We start from the raw sequence: 20,686 nt of genomic DNA, 5'->3' as shown, positions 1-20,686 counted from the left end.
GCGATTCAGTGCGGCCACAATGCACCACCCCACAAGGCTTCGAGCCGTTACTTCAGCTTTTGCTTGATAAACGTAAGCAGTTGGGCCATCTGCTTTTTGAGCGTGTCGATTTCGGCCTGCATTTTGTCAATCTTCTGGTTCAGCGCGGCTACCTCTGCGCTGCTGGAGGCGGTGCTTGCTGGGGCTGCCGCAGCCGCGCCTACGCCCACAGGCTGGGGCCATTTCTTGAACTTGGCCATGGCGGATTTGATCGCTTCGACCAGATCCTTTTGCTCGAAGGGCTTTTCAATGAACTCGAAATACTCGAACGGTTCCGGAAGTTTTTCCGTCACCTCTTCGCGGCGGCCCGACATCAGCACCAGTGGCGCACGCAGTTCGGGTTTTGCCTGAATTTCCTGAAACACCTCCCAGCCGCTCATGCGGGGCAGCAAGAAGTCCAGCATGATCAGGTTGGGATGCTCTTGGTGAATCAGGTTGATGCCCTCCACCCCATCTTTGGCTTCCAACACCTCAAAATTTCCCTTGGGCAGCATGTCGCGCACCATGTTGCGGATGACTCGGCTGTCGTCGATAACCAGGATTTTGTGACTTGCCACGGTGGACTCCTGCGGTAGTGACTGGAAGGTAGTAGCGAGCGGGAAAAGCAGCGAATCTAGAATTCTAAATCAAGCGGGGAGCAGGCGGGGACTAGGAAGAGCAGCGTATTAAAGCAAAGAAAAGCAGCGTATTAAAAACGCGCTTGCTTCAGAATAACGGATACAGCTTTTTGGGACTGACTTTTTGATACTAATACTCAATACTATTCAATGGTAATACGATTCAGTTTAGCGGCTCATGCTTGAAATCGCGCGATCCCCCGTCAAGATTCGCCCGAAACCGTCATCCTCCCTGCGCTTTGCTCCGAAACTGTGTTTCCTCAACTCAATTCGCGTCTGCGGCGAGTTCTTCTAGAAATCCCTCTAGAATCAAGGGAAGGGCGATCGCCCCCTCTTCTTCGTTATTGTGCCCCCATGAGCCAACCTGTCGAACAGTTGCCTCTAGAATTTACGCAGGAATTTTCTCTGCCACAGCCCGAAAGGGTGCCCCCTGCGGCCATCCCTCGACCCAGCCTGCCCGACTGGCTGCGGCGACCGATTGGCAACGCCCGCGACCTGTCCACAGTTCAGCAAATCATCAAAAAGCGGCAGATCCACACGATTTGCGAAGAGGGGCGCTGTCCTAACCGGGGCGAGTGCTATGGCCAGAAGACCGCGACGTTTTTGCTGATGGGGCCGACCTGCACGCGCAGTTGTGCCTTTTGCCAGGTGGATAAGGGGCACGCCCCGATGCCGCTCGATCCAGAAGAGCCGCAAAAAGTGGCGGAAGCGGTGCAGCTTTTGGGCTTGCGCTACGTGGTGCTGACTGCGGTAGCACGGGACGACCTGCCCGACGGCGGCGCGGGCAGGTTTGCCGAGACGATGGCGGCAATTCGGCTGCGAAACCCCGATACCCAGATCGAAGTGCTGACTCCAGATTTTTGGGGTGGCCCTGGGGGCGAAGCCGCCCAGATCGAGCGCATCCAGACCGTGGTGAATGCCCAACCTGCCTGCTACAACCACAATGTGGAAACGGTGCGGCGGCTGCAAGGGCCCGTGCGGCGAGGCGCAAAGTATGAGCGATCGCTCTTTGTGTTGCAGCAGGTCAAGGTCTTGAACCCCCAGATTCCCACCAAGTCGGGGCTGATGCTGGGGCATGGCGAAACCGAGGCAGAGGTGCTGGAAACCCTGCGGGATCTACGTGCTGTGGGCTGCGATCGCCTCACGCTGGGTCAATATATGCAGCCGTCGCTCGACCATCTGCCCGTGCAGCGGTATTGGACTCCCGAAGCGTTTGAGCAGCTAGGGGCGATCGCCCGCGAGATGGGCTTTAGCCATGTGCGGTCGGGCCCGCTGGTGCGGAGTTCGTACCACGCAGGCGAAGAGGCATAGCGGCTGATGCAACCACAAAGCGGCGCTCGGCTAGCTCTCTTCAAGCTGCGATCGCAGGCGGGCCAAGTCATCGGCTTCGGGTAGTGATCTGGCAGACTCACCAGACGCTAGCTCATGGGCGGGCTTCCCGATTAGTTCTGCCTTCATCGCAGCCAGTTCACTGTCGATGTCGCCGCCGCTTTCGATCTGGGCAAAGCGTTCTTCGAGCTTGTCGGCATTCAGTTCGGCGATCGCCTCCGACCGCGCTTCCAGATCCAGCACCTTTTGCTCCATTCGCTCGAAGGCAGCCAGTGCGCCCTCAGGGTTATACTTGCCAATCATTTCGTTCAGCCGCTCAGAAGCCTTGGCAGAGCGGGCGCGGGCGATATAGAGATCTTTCTTCGTCTTTGCCTCCGCCAGCTTGCTTTCCAGCATGATCATGTTTTTCTTCATCTGGGCGACGATGCCAGCCTGCTGCTCGATTTGCCCCTTCAGCGCCTCTGCGGTGTCTTGATAGGTCTTGCGGCGGGTGAGCGCCTCCCGTGCCAAGACTTCTTCGCCCTTTTGCAGCGCCAGTCGCGCCCGCTGATACCACTCGCGGGATTGGGCCTCTGCCTGGGCCTGCTGCCGCTCGGTGCGCTTTTGGGTGGCGATCGCCTGGGCCACCGCCTGCCTCAGCCGGATCAGGTCTTCCTGCATATCAATGACGGTCTGTTCCAGAATTTTCTCTGGATCTTCGGCCTGGCTGATCAGGCTGTTCAGGTTGGCTCGAATCACGCGCCAGATTCGGTCAAGCAGTCCCATGATGGCTCCGGTTTTTGCACGGCGAGTTGTCTTACATCGTAACGTAGTCGGCGTTTGGGGGGCAGGCAAGCAAGCTATAGAAAATTGCTCTGGCAGCCTCTTCACAAAGACGTTAGGACTGACGCAGTTGGACAATTTCTCGCGGGCTGCGCCCGCGAGAAATTGTCCAAAATTCAAAGAGCCAATCGCAATTGCGTAAGTCCTGGACGTAAAATCTTGAAATTCCCAGAGTCCTCGATTTTGCCCTCTCTTTTTGGCGTTCGACTTTGCAGATTCTCCACCTGTTTACCAAAACCGCGTCTGGCAAACCGCCCACGTCGTGCGATCGCCTCTGGTTGCGGCGGGGGCTGGGCATTGAGGGCGATGCCCATGCGCGGGCGGGCAGTCCCCGACAGGTGTTGCTGGCCAGCGCTCCGGTGCTGATGGAACACGGGCTGCGGCCGGGCGACTTGCGAGAAAACATCCTGCTGGACGGCGTGGTGGAAGCATTGGTATCGGGTCAGGTGTTGCAGCTTGGCAAGGCGGCGCAGGTGCGGATCATGGGCGACTGCGAACCCTGCGCCTATCTGAACACACTCCAGCCGGGGCTGGCAAAGCGGATTAACGGACGGCGGGGAATGCTGGCGATAGTGATTCGGGATGGGGCGGTGCAGGTGGGCGATCGCACAACCACTCTCCCCCAGACCTTTCCCGCCGTGCCCAACGACACGCGGGGCAAACTGCACGAGTTTGTAGCGCGAATTCCGCCGGGGCGCGTGGTGCGGACGACGGAATTGCTGGTGGCGCTGGGGCTAACGGCCAGCCACTATCGCACCATTCCCGTAATGTTGAAAAAGGCAGATGCAGGGCTGCCCGTGCATCGCGTCGTGGGTGCAGGCGGACGGCTGCTGACTCAGCACTTGCCCGACCAAGCGGAACGGCTGGCAGCCGAGCAAGTGGAAATTGAACAGGGCGAAGTGCGGGCAGAATTCTGCTGGGAGCCGCAGCAGTTTCACGCGCTGGAGGTGTGATGGGAACCGGATGGGGCTGCAAATTCGCGCTGGTAGGGAAATCCGAACTCGCGCAACCGAAACCCCGGCCGACTAAAATTAGAAGGCGATCGCAGGATTGATCACCTGCTCGAAGGATTGCACCGAAATTCATCCTTCTGCTGCCTCCATTCCATTAACCTTTCCCCCTCTCTTCCAAGACCTATGACGACGATTCTGGAACAGGGCAATATTTCCATTCATACCGAGAATATTTTCCCGATTATCAAGAAGTGGCTCTATTCCGACCACGAAATCTTCTTGCGGGAGCTGATATCCAACGCCGTAGACGCGATCCAAAAGCTGCGAATGGTGTCGCACTCCGGCGAATATTCCGGCGATTTGGGCGATCCGCTAATTGAAATCAAAATCGACAAGGACGCAAAAACGCTGTCGGTGTCCGACAACGGCATCGGCATGACCGCCGACGAAGTAAAAAAGTACATCAATCAGGTGGCGTTTTCTAGCGCCGAAGAGTTTGTCGAAAAGTACAAAGCCAGCAGCGATCAGCAGATTATTGGCCACTTTGGGCTGGGTTTTTATTCGTCCTTTATGGTGGCGAAGCATGTCCGCATCGATACGCTGTCCTACAAAGATGGCGCTCAGCCCGTCCGGTGGGATTGTGACGGGTCTACGGAGTTTCAGTTGTCCGAGTCCGATCGCACGACGCGGGGCACCACAATTACGCTGACGTTGCAGGACGAAGAAGAGGAATACCTGGAAACCGCCCGCATTCAGCAGTTGGTGCGGAAGTATTGCGACTTTATGCCCGTGCCGATCTACCTAGACGGCGAGCAAATCAACCGCCAGAAAGCACCCTGGAAAGAATCGCCCAGTTCGCTGACCAAGGATGACTACCTGGAGTTTTATCGCTATCTCTATCCGTTCCAGGAAGACCCGCTGCTGTGGGTGCATTTGAATACCGATTATCCCTTTGTCGTAAACGGCATTCTCTACTTTCCCAAGCTGCGCCCCGATGTGGACGTGACCAAGGGGCAAATCAAGCTGTTCTGCAATCAGGTCTTCGTCAGCGACAACTGCGAAGAGGTGATTCCCCGATTCCTGATGCCGCTGCGGGGCGTGATTGATAGCTCCGACATTCCGCTGAACGTGTCGCGCAGCTTCTTGCAGAACGATCGCACAGTGCGCCGCATTGCGGACTATATTGCGAAAAAGGTGGGCGATCGCCTCAAGGAACTCTACCGCGACGACCGCGAAGCCTACATCCGCAGTTGGCAAGACCTGGGCACCTTTGTCAAATTCGGCTCGATGAACGACGACAAGTTCAAAAAGCAGGTCGAAGATATCCTGATTTTCCGCACGACTTATCAGGAGCCACCCGCCGAGAAACCGGCTGTAGAAGTGCAGACTGCCGAGGGCGACGTGTGGGAGTCGGGTGCTGCCGCTCCATCCAACACGGTCGATGGCAAAACCTACACCACGCTCAAGGATTATCTAGAGCGGGTGAAAGAGCGCCACGAAAACCGCGTCTTCTATTGCAACGATGAGTCGGGTCAGGCGACCTATGTGGAGTTGCACAAGAGCCAGGGGCTAGAGGTGCTGTTCCTAGATTCCTTCATCGATTCGCACTTTGTCAGCTTCTTGGAGCGAGAATATCCCGAAGTGCGCTTCTCGCGGGTGGATTCGGAACTTGACGATACGCTGATTGATAAAGACCAGGCAAACGACATCATTGACCCGACCACCAACAAGACCCGCAGCGAACAGATTAAAGAACTGTTTGAAAAGGCGCTGAACAAGCCCAAGCTGACGATTCGCACTGAAGCGCTCAAATCCGACAATGCCGAAGCCGCGCCGCCCGCGATGGTGCTGCTGCCCGAAAGCCTGCGCCGCCTCCAGGAAATGACCGCGCTGCTACAACAGCAGGAAATGGCGTTCCCAGAGGAACACATTCTGCTAGTCAACACGGCCCATCCGCTGGTGCAAAACTTGCTGTCCCGCAGCCAGGGCACGATTCTCCAGCCCGATGGTTCGGCCGCCTCAGACGATCTCTCAACGCTGCTCTGCCAGCACATCTACGACCTAGCGCTGATGAGCCAGAAGGGGTTTGATGCAGAGGGCATGAAGGCCTTCGTAGAGCGCTCGAACCAGGTGCTAACCCGCCTGACTCGTTAGGCATTGGGTGCTGGAATGGCAGATGCACAAGCAAAAAAGGGGGAGCTTCTAGAAAGAGTCAAGAAGAGTCCCCCTTTTCATAGCGAGTTAAAAATCTGTGCGAAAGATAACGAGTCTAGAGGGTTCCAAACCCCTTCTTTTTCTTGTCCTTTTTCTTTTTCTTAGAGGGTGGCCCACCAGGATAGCCGCGCCAGCCGGGAGGTGAGGCGTTGCGCGGGCCGCCCATCGCAGGAGCGCCCCCACCAAAGAGGCCGCCACCGCCCATCCCCGGCAGCCCCATCCCCGGCATCTGTCCCTGGCCCATTTGCTGCATGAGCGATCGCATCTTTTGGAAGTCGCTGACCAGCTTGCTCACGTCGTCTAGTCCATAGCCTGCACCCTTAGCAATGCGGCGGCGGCGGCTAGGGGAACTAGAGAGCAAATCCGGGTTTTTGCGCTCCTCGCGGGTCATAGAGTTGATCATTGCCTCTGCCCGCTTGAGCTGCACCTCGCCCTGCTCTAGCTGTTCGCTCGAAATCTTGTTCAAGCCGGGGATCATTTTCATGATGCCGCCCAGCGACCCCATCGCTTTCAGCAAGCGAGTCTGCTTCAAAAAGTCGTCAAAGTCAAACTGGGCATTGAGGATTTTCTCTTGCAGCTTTTCGGCTTCGGCGATACCGACTTCTTCCTGGGCTTTTTCGACCAGCGTCAGCACGTCGCCCATACCCAAAATGCGGGATGCCATCCGGTCGGGATAGAACGGCTGGAGCGCCTCCACCTTTTCGCCCACGCCCACAAACTTAATCGGCTGCCCCGAGATCTGCCGTACCGACAGGGCCGCGCCGCCCCGCGTGTCGCCATCTAGCTTGGTCAAAATTGCGCCCGTAATGCCGATGCGGTCGTGAAACGTGCGGGTGAGGCTTGCCGCCTCTTGCCCTGTCATCGCGTCCACCACCAGCAGCACTTCGTGGGGCTGCACGGTGTCTTTGATCTGTGCTAGCTCGTCCATCATGTCCTCATCGATTTGCAGGCGACCTGCCGTGTCGATGATGACTGTGTTAATGCCGTCTTCTCTGGCTTTGGCAACGCCCTGTCGAGCAATTTCTACCGGGTTAGCATCCGTGCCTAGCTCAAACACGGGCACGTTGATCTGTTTACCCAGCGTAATGAGCTGGTCGATCGCAGCGGGGCGATACACGTCCGTCGCCACCAGCAGCGTGCTGCGATTCTGCTTGCGGAGATGCAGCGCTAGCTTTGCTGTAGCCGTCGTTTTACCCGTACCCTGAAGACCCGCCATCAGCACGATGGTCGGCGCAGACTCCGCCTCGGCGAGGGGAACGTTGGTTTCTCCCATAACCTCTACAAGCTGGTCATGGACGATTTTGATGAACTGCTGGTCGGGACGAACGCCAGAAATAACCTCAGCCCCCAGCGCCTTTTCCTGCACCTCTGCGACGAAATCTTTCACCACCTGGAGGTTTACGTCCGCCTCCAGCAGGGCCCGCCGCACTTCGCGCAAGGCCTCTTGGATATTAGCTTCGGAGATTTTATCTTGGCCGCGAAGTTTTTTCCAGGCTCCTTCAAGGCGATCGGCTAGGGCTTCAAACATAGTGAATCGTATGAGTCGTAAGTGAAATCAGGGGTGAATTGGAGGTGGATTTGTGACTGGCGATGTGAAGTCTTTTGGATCTCTATCCTAGCGTTATTGGGCGTGTACACAAAAAGCGGGATACCGAAAGCGGAATAGAGCAAGCGGGACGCTCCGTACCAGAACGTCCCGCCTAATTCGTTTGATTTCGTTCGATTTACAGATTATTTACAGATTATGTGAGCCTGTGTGAGCTGTATGGGAGCCGTGTCAGCGCGATCGCCCTTTTGGGTTGCCGAAGACGCGCGATCGCCCCCTCAAGTCTGCTGATCTATCGAGTCTCAGCGCTCAGCAGTTCCGTAATCGCCTGATGCTCGATTGGCGTTTCGGCAGGAATGTCGCCCCGTGTGTCAGCGATCAGCCAGTCGAGCGCGGCCGCCTGCACATCAATGGATGCGCCTGTCTTGTCCACGCAATAGCGACCAAACACGAGCTTATCGACCAAGCGCACGCCCGGCCCCAGGCGCGAATATTCAAAAATCACGCTGTTATCAACCGTTGCGCCGCTGCAAATGTGGCAGTTTGGGCCAATCATCGACGGGCCGACAATGCGTGCGCCGTCCTCGATCTTGGTCATGCCGCCAATGTATACCGGGCCCTGGATGTCTACCTTGTCCCAATTCACTGCGACATTGATGCCCGTATAGATGCCGGGGCGCACTTCTCGTCCAGGAATTTCGACATTCTTGACTTCGCCCCGCAACACGCTGCGAATAGCGTGCCAGTAGTCAGGCACTTTGCCAATATCCACCCACTCAAAATCCATCGAAATGCCGTAGAAGGGTGCGCCCTTTTCAACCAGCTTGGGGAATAGCTCACTGCCAATGTCATATTCCACACCGGAAGGAATGTAGTCGAAAATTTCTGGCTCAAAGATATAAATCCCGGTGTTGATTGTGGTGCTGAGGGCTTCTTCGACCGAGGGCTTTTCTTGGAAGGTTTGGATGCGGCCCGACTCGTCCGTCACCACGACCCCATAGCTCGACACCTCTTCGCGGGGCACGTCTTTCATAATAATGGTGGCGATCGCCCCCTTTTCTCGATGCCAGCGCACCGCCTCGGTCAAATTCAGGTCGATCAGCGCGTCACCACACAGCACCACGAACGTATCGTCAAAAAACGGCGCAAAGTCCTGAATCTTCCGCATTCCGCCCGCAGAACCGATAGCCTGACCTTCGAGTTGACCATCCACAATCCGCCCTTCAAAGGAATAGGCAATTTGCACGCCAAAGCGCTGTCCATCACGGAAATAGCTCTCGATTTCGTAAGCCAGGTGACTCACGTTCACCATGATTTCATCGAAGCCGTGCTGCCGCAGCAGCTCTAGCAGGAACTCCATCACGGGCTTTTGCAGAATGGGAATCATCGGCTTGGGAATCGTGTAGGTGATGGGACGCACACGAGTTCCCTTACCAGCAGCGAGGATCATGGCTTTCATAGCGTTTGCTCTAACCTTTGGGGCAATTTGCTTGGGTTGGCGTGGAATAATTTACTACAGACAGAAGAAAGTTAACTCTACGTAATCTAACTTAGTGTTCCCTGATTTTAGGAATCGGCCCGAGCAGCGGCTACGGAATTCACAGAATCTTTGCCAGCAAAACAGGTTGGAAGAAACTCTAGTTAAGCCTTGAGTATCCCTTCACAGAAACCGGTTCTAGCCGCGCTCATCCTGAAATGACTCCTCCTGAGACTATGCGTGATCTAAACCAATTTCCAAACCCACTAGACCAATTCAGAAATTGATTCAGTCGTGACGGAACGAAACCGTAACGGGACGAAACCCCTTCCATACCCTAGCCTCCCTCTATCTAATCCAGCAAGTTGGACACAGCAGCTAATCCAGCAAGTTGGACACAGCAGAGTTTTCCAGGGAATCCGTCTCAGATTCCGCCAGACTCCGCACCCGCAAATCCTGATAGAACTCTTCCTGGAGCAGTTCTACCTTAGATTGGGCAGAGAGATAAAGGAGCGCCCAAAAAACCCCCACCCGATCGCCCTGAGGCGTTGCATGGTGTCCCTCTTGTCGGGTCTCTGCTGCTGCGTCCGACGCGACCCACAGTTCTAGCAACTGCTCAAACTCCATCCACTCATCGCCCTGGCTCATCGCGTCCCAATGCTCTTGCAAAAACTGCTCCAGCGCAGCGGCAATCTCAGACAGGTTTTCCTGGTGAGCCAGTTGGGTAATGACGCGCACCGCCTGACTACGCGACTGAGGACGGGGACGACGAACGCGCTGTCGAGGGCGGGGGTCGGACACCGCCGCCGCCATCATCTCTAGCTGAGAAATGAGCTCTTGCAGCGTCACTTGGCGACTTTGCATCGGTCGGGCCACCGCTCTCCGCCGCAACCGCCGCTCCAGGCTGAGGGGCAAGGGCGCACCCGCAGTCCCGTCAGATTCTTCCAGAAACTCGTCTTCTAACGGCGCTTCGTCTTGAGTGGTGCGGGCGAGTGTGTCAGCCTTGAGCAGCACCAGCATAGAGGCATAGAGAAATGCCTGACCCGACTCGGACAAGTCAGCCTCATAGGGGGCACGGCCGGCCTCCACCGCTTGCAAGGGTTTAAGCTGGCTGAGAAATCGGTCAATAACGTCGATAACCTTGACATCCCAGGGGTCAATTTCGCCCCGTTCAGACAGGTCGATCAGCAGGGCGATCGCATTTTGCGCTAGCGAAAGAGACATTTGCCAGGCAGCCCCAGTTTCCCTAAGGACTAATCTCTATTGGGTACTAATGTAGACGAAATAACCAGCCATCAACCCAATCAGACCCAGCAATAATAGCGGCACCCACAGACTGGCAATGTTGACCATGCGATTGACCCTGCGGCTATTCCTGCGCCAGGGAGGACACCTACTTGGCAAAGACCTCGGTCACTTCCACGTCTTGAGGGGCAGGCTGCGAAGCGGGCAGCAGGCGCTGCTGTTCTTCCAACTCCACCTTGTAGCGCTGGATGTCTTGTTCCAATTCCTGAATCCGCACATCTCGCTGCCGCAACTCGCGCCCGGACTCCAGCAAATTTTGAATTTGATTCCACACGCTAAAGACCCAAGCCAAGACTGCGCCAATGCCCATTGCCAGCAAAAGCTCGATCGACAGCGGAGCCTGAAGATCTAGCCCCTCCACCACATGAATGACCGCAGGCTCAGTATTTTCGATGCCAAACAGCACTAGGGCCAGACAAATCACAAAGATGACGACAAAGTTGATTTGGCGCATGGATGTTGTCCCTCAATCTTTCACTCACACAGCAGACACCCAACAATCTTACAAACTTTCTTGCGACAGATGGAGTTCGGAGCCTGGCTGATCTGTCCTGCCAGAGGTCACCTGTTGTCTGGGATGCCCATCTTAAAGGACGTTTAGAGCAAGGCTTAGAGCAAGATTTGATTACAGGTTGCCAGCAAACGGGGCTGTGTCTGCGAACGCCTTGAGGTTTATCAGGCAAACGAATACCAGGTCGCCTTGGCACTTGATGCTGCTGGCGCTTGAGGGCGCTGGCAATCTATACCTGCTTTGGCGATCGCCCCTACTGATTGGGCTAAAGCTTGGGCTAAAGCGCCTGGGTCGGAGAACAAATTGTTCCGACCCAGGTAGGGGCAAGGTAGGGGCAAGCAAGAACCGCTCTCAGAATTTCTACCGAGAAAAGGAGAACTTTAAGTGTAAAAGATTAGCCACCCTCCGGATCACAACGTCGTTTCACGAATACTGAGATAGCGTGTTTGGATATCACTTATCCACGTAAGGGTGTACCGATCGAGGATCTACGAGAAGCGCTACAAACAGCCACAGGGTGACAGACTGGTCTTTTTTCCCTGAACCGCTTGAGTCGGGGTCAGCGAGTCGAGCGTCTCTCTTTGTGATGTCTCCCTAATAATGTCTCCCTGATATAGACTGGCAGACCTGCATCATCTAGACCTGCATCACATTGACTGGGCGATCGCGCTGACTAGGGCTGCTCTTGCAATTGTTCATTTAATCTGCGATTTCAAGACCACAAAATGCCCCAGAAGATAGCTTCAGAAAATCCACGGTTGTCCTGATCGAATCACTGAGGACAGGAATATCCTCCTCAGTATTAAGGAGTTTGTTCGAGTAGCAAGAAAAAGTCACATCTGTTCAGTATTTACTGAGCAAACCCTGAAACAAATGGCATTTCGGGGACTGTTTCCTATGTCAAAACGTTCCGATCTTTGTGAGCAGAACCTGATACGTTGCTTCCCTACCGGAACTTTAAAAAAGCCTCGAACAAATTAAAGCTTCGGGCAACCTTGGCATACGGTTCTATCCAGGCTTGGGGGCGACTTCATAGCATAGATACCAGGAGCTAACCAGAACTGATGAATTCTCAAATCATTCTCCTTGTCCAGTCCACTCACCGTGAAGGAGCGCAAGCAAACCGTGATAGTCACCTCCAGCCAACCTTCTTCCGTCATGAACTACTCCTCAAGACTGATGCAAATCGCTGAGCGACGAGCCGAATTGAAGGAAGTGCATCCCTCGGTGACCAGTAAGGCAAAGCGCTTGATTGATGTTCTGGGCGCACTGGTGGGGCTGGCGATTACAGGCGTAATCCTGATTCCAGTGGCGATCGCCATCTGGGTAGACGACCCCGGGCCCATCTTCTACAGCCAAATCCGCTGCGGACTTAACGGTCAGTTTTTCCGCATCTGGAAGTTCCGCTCAATGGTCGTCGATGCCGATAAGGTCAAGCACCTAGTTAAAAACGAAGCTCAAGGACTCATTTTCAAGAACGAAAAAGACCCCAGAATCACTCGCGTCGGGCGATTTCTCCGCCGAACCAGCCTCGACGAACTGCCCCAGTTTTGGAACGTCTTGATGGGCCAGATGAGCCTGGTTGGAACCCGTCCCCCCACCCAGGATGAAGTGTCGAAATACAGCCCCCACCACTTCCAGCGCCTCGCCGTAAAACCCGGAATCACCGGAGAATGGCAAGCAAACGGGCGCTCCACGGTCAAAGACTTTGAAGAAATCGTCAAAATGGATCTGGCCTATCAGAAGAAGTGGTCCGTTGGCTACGACATCCAGCTCATTCTCAAGACGATTCAAGCTGTGCTGAACAAGAGTGGCGCTTGCTAAGCAGCCCTTCTGCATACCCAGACCAAATACTCATAGCCAGAGATACTCATACGAAACTAGCGTCTCCTGAAGCGGCGGGCTATCCTGCAACTCCGGGGGACGTTCTGCTGTGAAGAGTAAGCTGGGGAGGGGTCTTTCAGGACTTTCAGTAATAGACCGAGCCATCTCGTCGCTTGAAAAAGCGATAGGGCGGCTTAATTCCAAACCACGTCAGCAGCTTGCTTTTCGCGTTGATACAAATGCACAGGTTTTGATTTTGGAGGCGATCGCAGCGGTCAACTTGCAATACCACTGGTACTGCTTCGACCTGTCGTTCAATCGGGGGCTGATCTTCCGCATCCCGGTCAAGTTGCTCATACGACCATTGCTCTACCTCAGCGCCAACGCGATTGATTTCTGCTCGCAGCAGCCTCCAGTGCAACCGGTAGCGATCCAGAAACATCAGGTTTTAGTCAAAGAAAGCTCAAAAGACGGCTCAAAAAGACGGCTCAAATTGAACCGCGCTCCAGCCAGGCCCGCATCTTACCTGGATTCAGCAGTCCGTAGGGATCTATCTCTTCCTTAAACGCAAGCTGTACCGGGTCAATGGTTTTGCGACCGCCGTCCTCCAGGATGTAGGTGTGGGGATTGGCAATAAACGCGCCCTGCTCTTCGTGATACTGGATAATCTCCCTCAGCCGCTCTGGGGTAGAATAGCGTACCAACTGGAGCGCTGCTGGAACTGCCGTGCCGCCCGTCCGCAGAAACTCCAAGTGCATCATCACCTCATCACCAAAATGATGATACATATGCTCGACGAGCGTGAGATGTTTGTCAGCCGGAAACAGCGTTTGCAAGTAGGTCAAAGTTGGATCAACGCTGCGGGCATGGAGCGTCGTGTGGTTCCAGGTGAATTCCATCAGCAGTGTGCCCTTGCCGGCTTCCTGGGCAGATTTTTGATAGCACACTGCGCCGCCAAACTCCTTTACTAAATCGGCAAATGGCTCCAGGCTGGGTTCTGCCACCATTACAAAGGCGCAGTGCTTGCCGTCGGGAATACTGTTTCGCAGGGCGGCGAAGTAGGTCGGGACTGGATGGGCAAAGACGGTGACAAGCTTTTTGGTGATGCCGTCGGAGTCGCTGAGCGCCTGACCAAAGCGGGCAGCGGTCATAAAGTCATCAAAGGCAATAATTAGCTCGGCCCAGGGATAGGCGGGGGCTAGAGGAATTTCGAGTTCGGTGATGATGCCGTTGGTGCCGTAGGCATGGTTCACCTTTTGCACCTCATCCCCCCGCAGTTCGATGATGCGGGGCGTATCTTCCATCGTGACGACGCGCACGGCGTGGAGATTGCCGCGATCGCGCAATTGTCCATAGGTAACCGAGCCAATGCCGCCGCTGCCGCCGCCAATAAAGCCGCCAATCGTCGCCGTGCGGTAGGTGGAGGGAGCCATACGAATCTCCCAGCCCAGTTCTCGCGTTTGCTTGTCGATATTAACCAGCTTTGCGCCCGGTTCTACGCAGGCTAGCCCTGGCTTGACCCATTTCACGGCCTGCATCTGGGTCAGATCCAGAATGACACCCCCTTCAAGCGGTACACACTGACCGTAGTTGCCAGTGCCAGCACCGCGCACGGTCAGCGGAATGCGATGCCGAACGCAGACCTGAGCTACCTGCAAGACCTCTGCTTCGCTGACGGACCGCACCACTAGATCCGCTACTTTGTCATCCAGCAGCGGCCGCAGGATAGGACTGTAGGTGTAATAGTCCTTTGACAGCTTGGCGACTTGCGCGGCATCGCGAATCACCTCTATCCCCGCTAGTTCTGAGGCAATGGCATCCCAATCAATGGTGCGCGGTGCGGTCAGCGTCATTCAAAATCCTCCTTGAGATTTGCCCGCTTAGATTTACCCAGTGGGGCGATCGCCCAGTTAATTAAAAATTCTTTACTTACTGTGGTCTTAATCTAGCCAGATTGCAACCTGCGGTTGGGTGAAGTGGGCTACGGATTTGTGCGGATTAACTTCTGCGGATCAGTTTGCGCTAACTGCGGATCAGTTTGCGCTAATTAGAGAATGTCGCTTTCTTTCAGTACGCTTTAGGTTCTGGCATAGCGGTCTAGACCTTTCCGGGGGATTTATGCGACACCGATGGTATGAATGCAAACGTTGCATCAACCCACAGCAGGATAATTCCTATGGCAAGCGAACAATTTCGGCGGCAACTCCGGCGCGAAGCCGAGCAGTGGCGGATTGACGGGCTAATTGAGCCGGGCCAGTATGAGCAACTGGCCGCACAGTATGACTTTGATGCGTTAGAGACAGGCGCACGCGATCGCTTCGTGGTCATTTTGCTGGGGCTGGGCTGCATTTTGCTGGGGCTGGGGGTGATTACCTTCGTCGCGGCAAACTGGCAGGCGATTCCCCGCATGGGCAAAATGGCGCTGTTGTTTAGCCTGTTCGTTGCCGCCAATGCAGCGGGCTTTTACCTGTGGCGGCGACCCAAGCTACACGGACGCGAACGCTGGCAGCACCGCCTGGGACACGGACTGCTGCTGCTGGGGGCGCTGGTGCTGGGGGCAAACCTGGCGCTGGCGGGGCAATTGTTTCACCGCAGCGGCGCGTTTTATGAACTGTGCCTGGTGTGGGGCTTGGGCGTGCTGGCGATGGCGTTTGGGCTGCGGCTGCGATCGCTCGCGCTGCTATCCATTTTGCTGATGGGCGTGGGCTATTGGTCGGGGATGTGGGAAGCCACCCAGATGCAGGCGCTCTCAGGCTTGAATGGCCTGATGAACCTGATGCCGCTGGTGGCGGGTGGACTGTTTACGCTGCTGGCCTATCAGTGTCGCTCGAAGGTGATTTTTGCGCTGGGGGCGATCGCCACGATTTCGGCGCTGCTCGTCACCCTGGCGGATGTGGGGAACCAGTTTAGCGGCCCTGCGACTCCTGGCTTTTTGGTGGCGATCGCCTGCACCCTGCCCCCAGCCCTACTATGGAGCTATGACGACGCGCTATGGTGGCGACTGAGAAACGCGCCGCTGCCGTTAACTCGTCCATTTCGTCCCGTTGCCCAGGCGATCGCCCTGATTTTTCTCACGGCAACCTGCTACGGATTTTCGTTTCGCAGCATTTGGACTCCTATTTCCGACCAGCCCAGCTTTTCCCAGCAGCTTCGGATTTTGCTCAGCCACAGCGGCGATTTGCTGCTGAACCCCAACCTGTTTGTCTACACTGCGCTGATGCTCATCGGCTGGTTCTACCTGGCCTATCCACGCCACCGGGGGCAGCGCTGGAGACTGTCACAGCACGACGCAGTGATTCTGGTTTTCTTGCTGGCTGTGGGGCTGATTCCGCTCTGGCACTGGGGCGTTGCGCCCATTCAGGCGATCGCCACCTATCTGTTTAATGTGCTGCTGTTCCTCCTGTCGGCCGCCTTTATCCGGCAGGGACTCGCCCAGGGCAGCCGCAGCCTGTTTTGGTACGGCATGGTGATGCTGGTCCTGCAAATCATCAGCCGCATGTTGGAATACGAAACCGGACTGCTGCTGAAGTCTGCCGTCTTCGTCCTCTGCGGGCTGGCTGTGCTATTTGTCGGACTCTGGTTCGAGCGCTACGTCCGCACCCTCGCCCCCGCCGCCACGCTCACCCCCGCCTCTCAGGAAGAAACGGTTTAGCGGGGTTTAGGCGTACCTCTCGCTTCCAATCCAGCCAGGGCAGGATTCGTGCAGTATTTGCCTGATTTCGTTGCCTGATTTCACTGCTTGATTTCGCGGCCTGATTTCGATGTCCTCTAGCTTTTCCTTGTCGAGCGTCCTATGAATTCCGAATCTCGTCCCTCCAACCGCTACCCCCTCGTCCCCGCTCCTCCAGACGCACCCACTCCGCAGCATCCCCTCCCGCCTGCTCCCCCGCCCCCCCTCGCCCCTGTCTCGGCTGCCCGCTGGCGCTTCTGGTTGCCCTTGGCGATTCAGGCAGCGCTGATTTTGGTGATTCCCCTGCAAGCCACCTATACTCAGGCAACGGGACAGACCGTGATTTTGCAGACGGGGCCCGTTGACCCGTATCATCCCCTGCGCGGCTATTATGTGACGCTGGGCTACGACATTTCCCAGCCGGGCGAACTGGAGAAACTGCCGGGCTGGAGGGCGTTTGAGGCAGCGGCACAGCAGCGGCGATCGCGCTTTGCGGCTCGTCCAATCTACGTCATTCTGGAAGCACCGGAAGACATGGGCAGCCAGCCGCCCAAGCCCTGGAAGCCTGTTGCTGTGTCGGGCGATCGCCCCACCAACCTGCCCACTAATCAGGTTGCGCTGAAGGGCATCTATCGCAACGGCTGGGTGAACTATGGGTTGGAGCGATACTACATGCCCGAAGCCGAGCGACTCCACATCAACAACCGCATCGCTGAACTGCAACAGGCCAATCCACAGTCTCCCAATTTTGTTATGGAAGCCAAGGTCGGGGGCAATGGCGAAGCCGTGCTGACCCGAATGTGGCTCGCCGACCAGCCCTATCAGTTTTGAGGACGGTCAAGGCTGTGAGCAATTGCGCCTGGGTAAAAACGTCGTAACAACCGTCGCCAGTCCAAAAATTCCCAAAATTAAAGACAAGCGCCCTCCGCACACGGCACACTGAAGTATGGGGTTTGCCTTTGCCCATTGCGCTCACCCAGCATTAGGGGCAATCCAAGATCGAAAAGCAAAAATCCAAAAGCGAAAATCCACCCCCTCAATGGAGGACACCAAGCCCAGAGCCAAAGATCAGATCCTGCACCTGCTGAAAATGCGGGGGGCACAGACGGCTGCGGCCTTGGCAGAGCAGCTTGCGATTTCCCCGATGGCAGTGCGGCAGCATCTCCAAACGCTGAAGGCAGAGCAGTGGGTGACCTATCGCCAAGAGCGCCGCCCCACGGGTCGCCCGGTGAAGCTGTGGCAGTTGACCGAGCATTCCATCAGTCGCTTTCCCGATAGCCACGCTGACCTGATGCTGGACGTGTTGCGGGGGGTGGAGACGGTGTTTGGTGCGGAGGGGCTGGAGCGGGTGATTTCGGAACGCAGCCGCCGCCAGGTTCAGACCTATCGGGCGCAACTGGCTGGGGTGGAGTCCTGGCAGGCGCAGGTCAGGGCGATCGCCCACTTCCGCAGCCAGGAAGGATACATGGCCGAGGTTTTGGAACAACCCGACGGGCTATTGCTGGTGGAAAACCACTGCCCCATCTGCGCCGCCGCCCAGACCTGTCCGGGGCTTTGCACCGCAGAACTGGAGGTTTTTCGTTCTGTTTTGGGAACGAGCGTGGTGGTCGAACGGGTGGAGCATCTGATGCAGGGCGATCGCCGCTGTGCTTACCGCATCCAGCCAACTCGCTAAACTTTCTCTAGGCTTGCCCTATCCTTCCATATCCAGCCAACTCGCTAAACTTTTTCTAGGCTTGCCCTATCCCTCCATCTCTCCCCGCGCCCTCCAACCTGGTGTATTTTTGTAATGAGGGTTAGGAATTTTCAGAAATGACACATTTCTTTAAGCAAACAGATCGGAAACGAGTGGGTCAACTGTTGCGATCGCTCCATAGCCGGATGGGTGCGATCGCCCTAGCCTTGGGAGTCTTGCTGTGGCTGGGCGGCGCGGCCCCTGCCCTGGCGACTGGCGTGTATGAGATGCCCGCCGTCAGTCCGACGGAGTGGGTGGTGGACGAGGGCGACGTGCTGAGCCGCTTGAATGAAAGCAATATCAATGGCAAGCTGAGCAGCTTATCCAAGAAGACGGGCAACGACGTGCGCTTGGTGACGATTCATCGATTGGACTATGGCGAAACCGTCCAAAGCTTTGCTGACCAGTTGTTTGAGCAGTGGTTTCCCGAACCAGCCGATCAGGCTAATGAGGTGCTGCTGGTGCTAGATACGGTGACGAATAACGCCGCCATTCGCGTGGGCGAAGCCGCAAAGGAACTGCTGAGCGACGACATTGCCACCAGTGTTGTGGATGAAACGCTGGCTGTGCCTCTGCGCCAGGGCGATCGCTACAACCAGGCATTTCTCGACGTGGCCACGCGCCTGTCGGAAGTGCTAGCAGGCAATCCTGACCCCGGCCCGCCTGTCGTGGTCGAAGTCGATCAGAGCGAGGGAACTTTCGCCACACCCGAAGAGACGGCTGAGAGCAATGCCACCGTTTGGGTCATCGGGCTGCTCTTTGCCGCGACGGTGATTCCTATGGCGACCTATTATTGGTATCAGATGCGATAGTCGCAGCAGCCTGACCATTCAACCTAAGAGGGTGTTTGAAAAGGTATCGCCTGTAATGTTAAGCACTCAGAGATCCCCCCTAGCTCTCCTTAAAAGGGGGAAACCGCCTTAAAGTCCCCCTTTTTAAGGGAGATTTAGGGGAATCATGTACACTTTGCTACAAACAGTAGGACTTTTCAAACATCCTCTAAGCATTTGAGAAACAATTTGAGAAGCATGGAACAAGATGCCATGCTTCTTTTTTGTTCTTACTTAACCTGGCAATATTTGAGCTTGCATTCCGAACCGCCCTCATCCCCCGGCCCCTTCTCCCAGAACAGGAGAAGGGGAGCCGGATCGGAAGTCCCTCGCTCTCTGGGAAAGGAGAAGGGGAGCCGGATCGGAAGTCCCTCGCCCTCTGGGAGAGGGATTCAGGGTGAGGGCAGATGTAGTGACAGATGTAGTAACAAAAGTTGCTGGGTCAATAGTTTTCTAACTTTAGTCAGAGCAAGCCTTTGGTCAGAGCAAGCGCAACTGGGCGTTTGCAGGCTCTTCTAATGCGGTGGCAGTGGCATCACTTGAATCGATTTCCAGCGGCGCGTCGCTGAGCGCAAGATCCTCAGGACAGTCCCCTGCCAGCAAGTTTTTCGCAGCAGCCAGCATGTCGTCTGCTAGCCCGCTCAGGTGGGGGTGATGCTCCAGGTAAGTTTTCAGGGCTTCAATTGGGTCTAGCTCGTTGCCTGCACCCAACTCTGGCAGGCGCGGTCGGGCAAGCTGGCTCTGCACTTCGGGATAGATGCTGTAGGTATGGGCAGATTTCAGGTCTGCGTGCAAGGCGGCCTGGTCAATTTCTTCAGCCTGCTCTGGCAGAATTTTGTAGACTAGGCGCACCACCGCATCGGCCATCAGGGTTTGCTGGAGATGGCTCAGGAGCGTTGCCTGTGGGTCTGCTGCATCCGTCAGATCCACGCTGATGGTCTGAAAAGGGCGCACAGGCAGCGGGCAAAATTCCACTACTGCTCTGCCGCGCTCTAGGGAGACCAGCACATAGCCCTTGTCTTCGGCTTCTTCGCTAAAGTCTACCCGCTCGATGCTGCCCGGATAGACCACGGGCGGCTGGTCGCAGAGAATCTGGTGGCGATGAACGTGACCCAGCGCCACGTAGTCAAAGCAGGGACGGGTCAGCAGCGCCATCGGCACGGTGAATCCCTTGCTGGCGGCGAGGAAGCGCTCTGCGCCAAAGCGGGCGGTGTCGGTCATCAGGTGCGCCAGCAGGATGGTGGGCAAATCTGGGTCGAGCCGCCGAATTTCGCCCTCCAGCGCTACCCGCAGCCGCTCTAAGAGTAAGTTATCGACCTCTGCCAGCGATCGCCCTTCGGTGTCGGGGCGGCTGAGCAGGGTAGAGCGGGTTAGCCAGGGCAGCGTGATGACCTGAACCTCGCCGCTGCGGGTGGCAATGCGATGCGTTTCCAGGCGATCGCCCACCACAAACCCCGGCACGCCCAGCGTCCGGTAAATGCACAAACTCGCGCCGCCCTGACCCTGCGTATGCTGGTCGTGGTTGCCCACCAGCAGCACCGTGGGAATGTCGGCATCCACCAGGCGGCGAAACTGCTGAGCAAAGACTTCTTGCACCTTGGGCGGCGGCGTGGCATCGGGAAAGGCATCCCCGCCAAACAGCACTAGGTCAACAGATTCGGCGATCGCCCGATCGATACACCGCTCCAGCGATCGCCCAAAGTCTTCCAGCCGCGTGTTTGCGCCCGTCTCTGGGTTCACGCGCCCGTGCAGCAGGCCACTGCCGAGGTGAATGTCTGACAGGTGCAGCAGTCGAATCATGGCGATCGCCCCAG

The 20,686-nt window shown here is 56.3% G+C and carries 17 protein-coding genes; 8 read left to right on the top strand and 9 right to left on the bottom strand.

What is annotated here, in order from left to right:
- Positions 1-47 precede the first annotated feature (47 nt).
- Positions 48-596 (bottom strand): response regulator, encoded by a 549-nt coding sequence (locus HPC62_RS03635; protein WP_172353793.1) that lies wholly within the window; start codon positions 594-596, stop codon positions 48-50.
- 414 nt (positions 597-1,010) lie between these two features.
- Between HPC62_RS03635 and lipA the strand changes: the two genes are divergently transcribed.
- On the top strand, positions 1,011-1,967 hold the full coding sequence (gene lipA / locus HPC62_RS03630) for a lipoyl synthase (protein ID WP_172353792.1): 957 nt from the start codon (positions 1,011-1,013) through the stop codon (positions 1,965-1,967).
- 30 nt (positions 1,968-1,997) lie between these two features.
- Here the strand turns inward: lipA and HPC62_RS03625 are convergent, their stop codons facing one another.
- Positions 1,998-2,750, bottom strand: coding sequence for a PspA/IM30 family protein (locus tag HPC62_RS03625; RefSeq protein WP_172353791.1), 753 nt, complete (start codon positions 2,748-2,750; stop codon positions 1,998-2,000).
- Positions 2,751-3,016: 266 nt separating this feature from the next.
- On the opposite strand from HPC62_RS03625, the gene HPC62_RS03620 reads away from it, so the two are divergent.
- Both HPC62_RS03620 and htpG read left to right on the top strand, forming a co-directional pair.
- The gene (locus HPC62_RS03620; RefSeq protein ID WP_172353790.1) at positions 3,017-3,760 is read left to right on the top strand and encodes an MOSC domain-containing protein; all 744 of its coding nucleotides are present in this window, start codon (positions 3,017-3,019) and stop codon (positions 3,758-3,760) included.
- A 183-nt stretch (positions 3,761-3,943) separates the two neighbouring features.
- Positions 3,944-5,914: a molecular chaperone HtpG gene (htpG, locus tag HPC62_RS03615; protein WP_172353789.1), complete on the top strand. Its 1,971-nt coding sequence runs from the start codon at positions 3,944-3,946 to the stop codon at positions 5,912-5,914.
- Between the two features lie 115 nt (positions 5,915-6,029).
- Here htpG and ffh read toward each other — a convergent pair whose 3' ends face one another.
- From ffh to HPC62_RS03595, 4 genes are all read right to left on the bottom strand, one after another.
- Positions 6,030-7,502, bottom strand: a complete 1,473-nt coding sequence (gene ffh, locus HPC62_RS03610; protein WP_172353788.1) for a signal recognition particle protein — start codon at positions 7,500-7,502, stop codon at positions 6,030-6,032.
- A 310-nt stretch (positions 7,503-7,812) separates the two neighbouring features.
- Positions 7,813-8,979 (bottom strand): sugar phosphate nucleotidyltransferase, encoded by a 1,167-nt coding sequence (locus HPC62_RS03605; protein ID WP_172353787.1) that lies wholly within the window; start codon positions 8,977-8,979, stop codon positions 7,813-7,815.
- Positions 8,980-9,375: 396 nt separating this feature from the next.
- Complete coding sequence (locus tag HPC62_RS03600) at positions 9,376-10,221, bottom strand: segregation/condensation protein A (protein ID WP_172353786.1); 846 nt, start codon at positions 10,219-10,221, stop codon at positions 9,376-9,378.
- A gap of 169 nt (positions 10,222-10,390) precedes the next feature.
- A complete protein-coding gene (locus HPC62_RS03595; RefSeq protein WP_172353785.1) occupies positions 10,391-10,756 on the bottom strand; it encodes a lipopolysaccharide assembly protein LapA domain-containing protein in 366 nt (121 codons plus the stop codon).
- A 1,215-nt stretch (positions 10,757-11,971) separates the two neighbouring features.
- Here HPC62_RS03595 and HPC62_RS03590 point away from each other — a divergent pair.
- Positions 11,972-12,637, top strand: a complete 666-nt coding sequence (locus HPC62_RS03590) for a sugar transferase (protein ID WP_172353784.1) — start codon at positions 11,972-11,974, stop codon at positions 12,635-12,637.
- A gap of 145 nt (positions 12,638-12,782) precedes the next feature.
- Here HPC62_RS03590 and HPC62_RS03585 read toward each other — a convergent pair whose 3' ends face one another.
- Together HPC62_RS03585 and HPC62_RS03580 are read right to left on the bottom strand one after the other, a co-directional pair.
- A complete protein-coding gene (locus HPC62_RS03585) occupies positions 12,783-13,079 on the bottom strand; it encodes a hypothetical protein (RefSeq protein WP_172353783.1) in 297 nt (98 codons plus the stop codon).
- A gap of 46 nt (positions 13,080-13,125) precedes the next feature.
- On the bottom strand, positions 13,126-14,490 hold the full coding sequence (locus HPC62_RS03580; RefSeq protein ID WP_172353782.1) for an FAD-binding oxidoreductase: 1,365 nt from the start codon (positions 14,488-14,490) through the stop codon (positions 13,126-13,128).
- A 323-nt stretch (positions 14,491-14,813) separates the two neighbouring features.
- On the opposite strand from HPC62_RS03580, the gene HPC62_RS03575 reads away from it, so the two are divergent.
- The 4 genes from HPC62_RS03575 to psb32 all read left to right on the top strand — a co-directional run bounded on the left by HPC62_RS03575 (position 14,814) and on the right by psb32 (position 18,854).
- The gene (locus HPC62_RS03575; RefSeq protein ID WP_172353781.1) at positions 14,814-16,289 is read left to right on the top strand and encodes a DUF2157 domain-containing protein; all 1,476 of its coding nucleotides are present in this window, start codon (positions 14,814-14,816) and stop codon (positions 16,287-16,289) included.
- Positions 16,290-16,430: 141 nt separating this feature from the next.
- Positions 16,431-17,138, top strand: coding sequence for a GDYXXLXY domain-containing protein (locus HPC62_RS03570; protein ID WP_172353780.1), 708 nt, complete (start codon positions 16,431-16,433; stop codon positions 17,136-17,138).
- Positions 17,139-17,346: 208 nt separating this feature from the next.
- Complete coding sequence (locus HPC62_RS03565; RefSeq protein ID WP_172353779.1) at positions 17,347-17,982, top strand: helix-turn-helix transcriptional regulator; 636 nt, start codon at positions 17,347-17,349, stop codon at positions 17,980-17,982.
- 173 nt (positions 17,983-18,155) lie between these two features.
- On the top strand, positions 18,156-18,854 hold the full coding sequence (gene psb32, locus HPC62_RS03560; protein WP_228721697.1) for a photosystem II repair protein Psb32: 699 nt from the start codon (positions 18,156-18,158) through the stop codon (positions 18,852-18,854).
- 498 nt (positions 18,855-19,352) lie between these two features.
- Here psb32 and sbcD read toward each other — a convergent pair whose 3' ends face one another.
- Positions 19,353-20,672, bottom strand: coding sequence for an exonuclease subunit SbcD (gene sbcD, locus HPC62_RS03555; protein WP_172353778.1), 1,320 nt, complete (start codon positions 20,670-20,672; stop codon positions 19,353-19,355).
- Positions 20,673-20,686: the final 14 nt, after the last annotated feature.

Origin of the sequence: Thermoleptolyngbya sichuanensis A183, assembly GCF_013177315.1 — a bacterium.
GTDB classification, from domain to species: domain Bacteria; phylum Cyanobacteriota; class Cyanobacteriia; order Elainellales; family Elainellaceae; genus Thermoleptolyngbya; species Thermoleptolyngbya sichuanensis.
The sequence above is the reverse complement of the archived record's forward strand: the minus strand, read 5'-3'. Positions and strand labels throughout refer to the sequence as shown.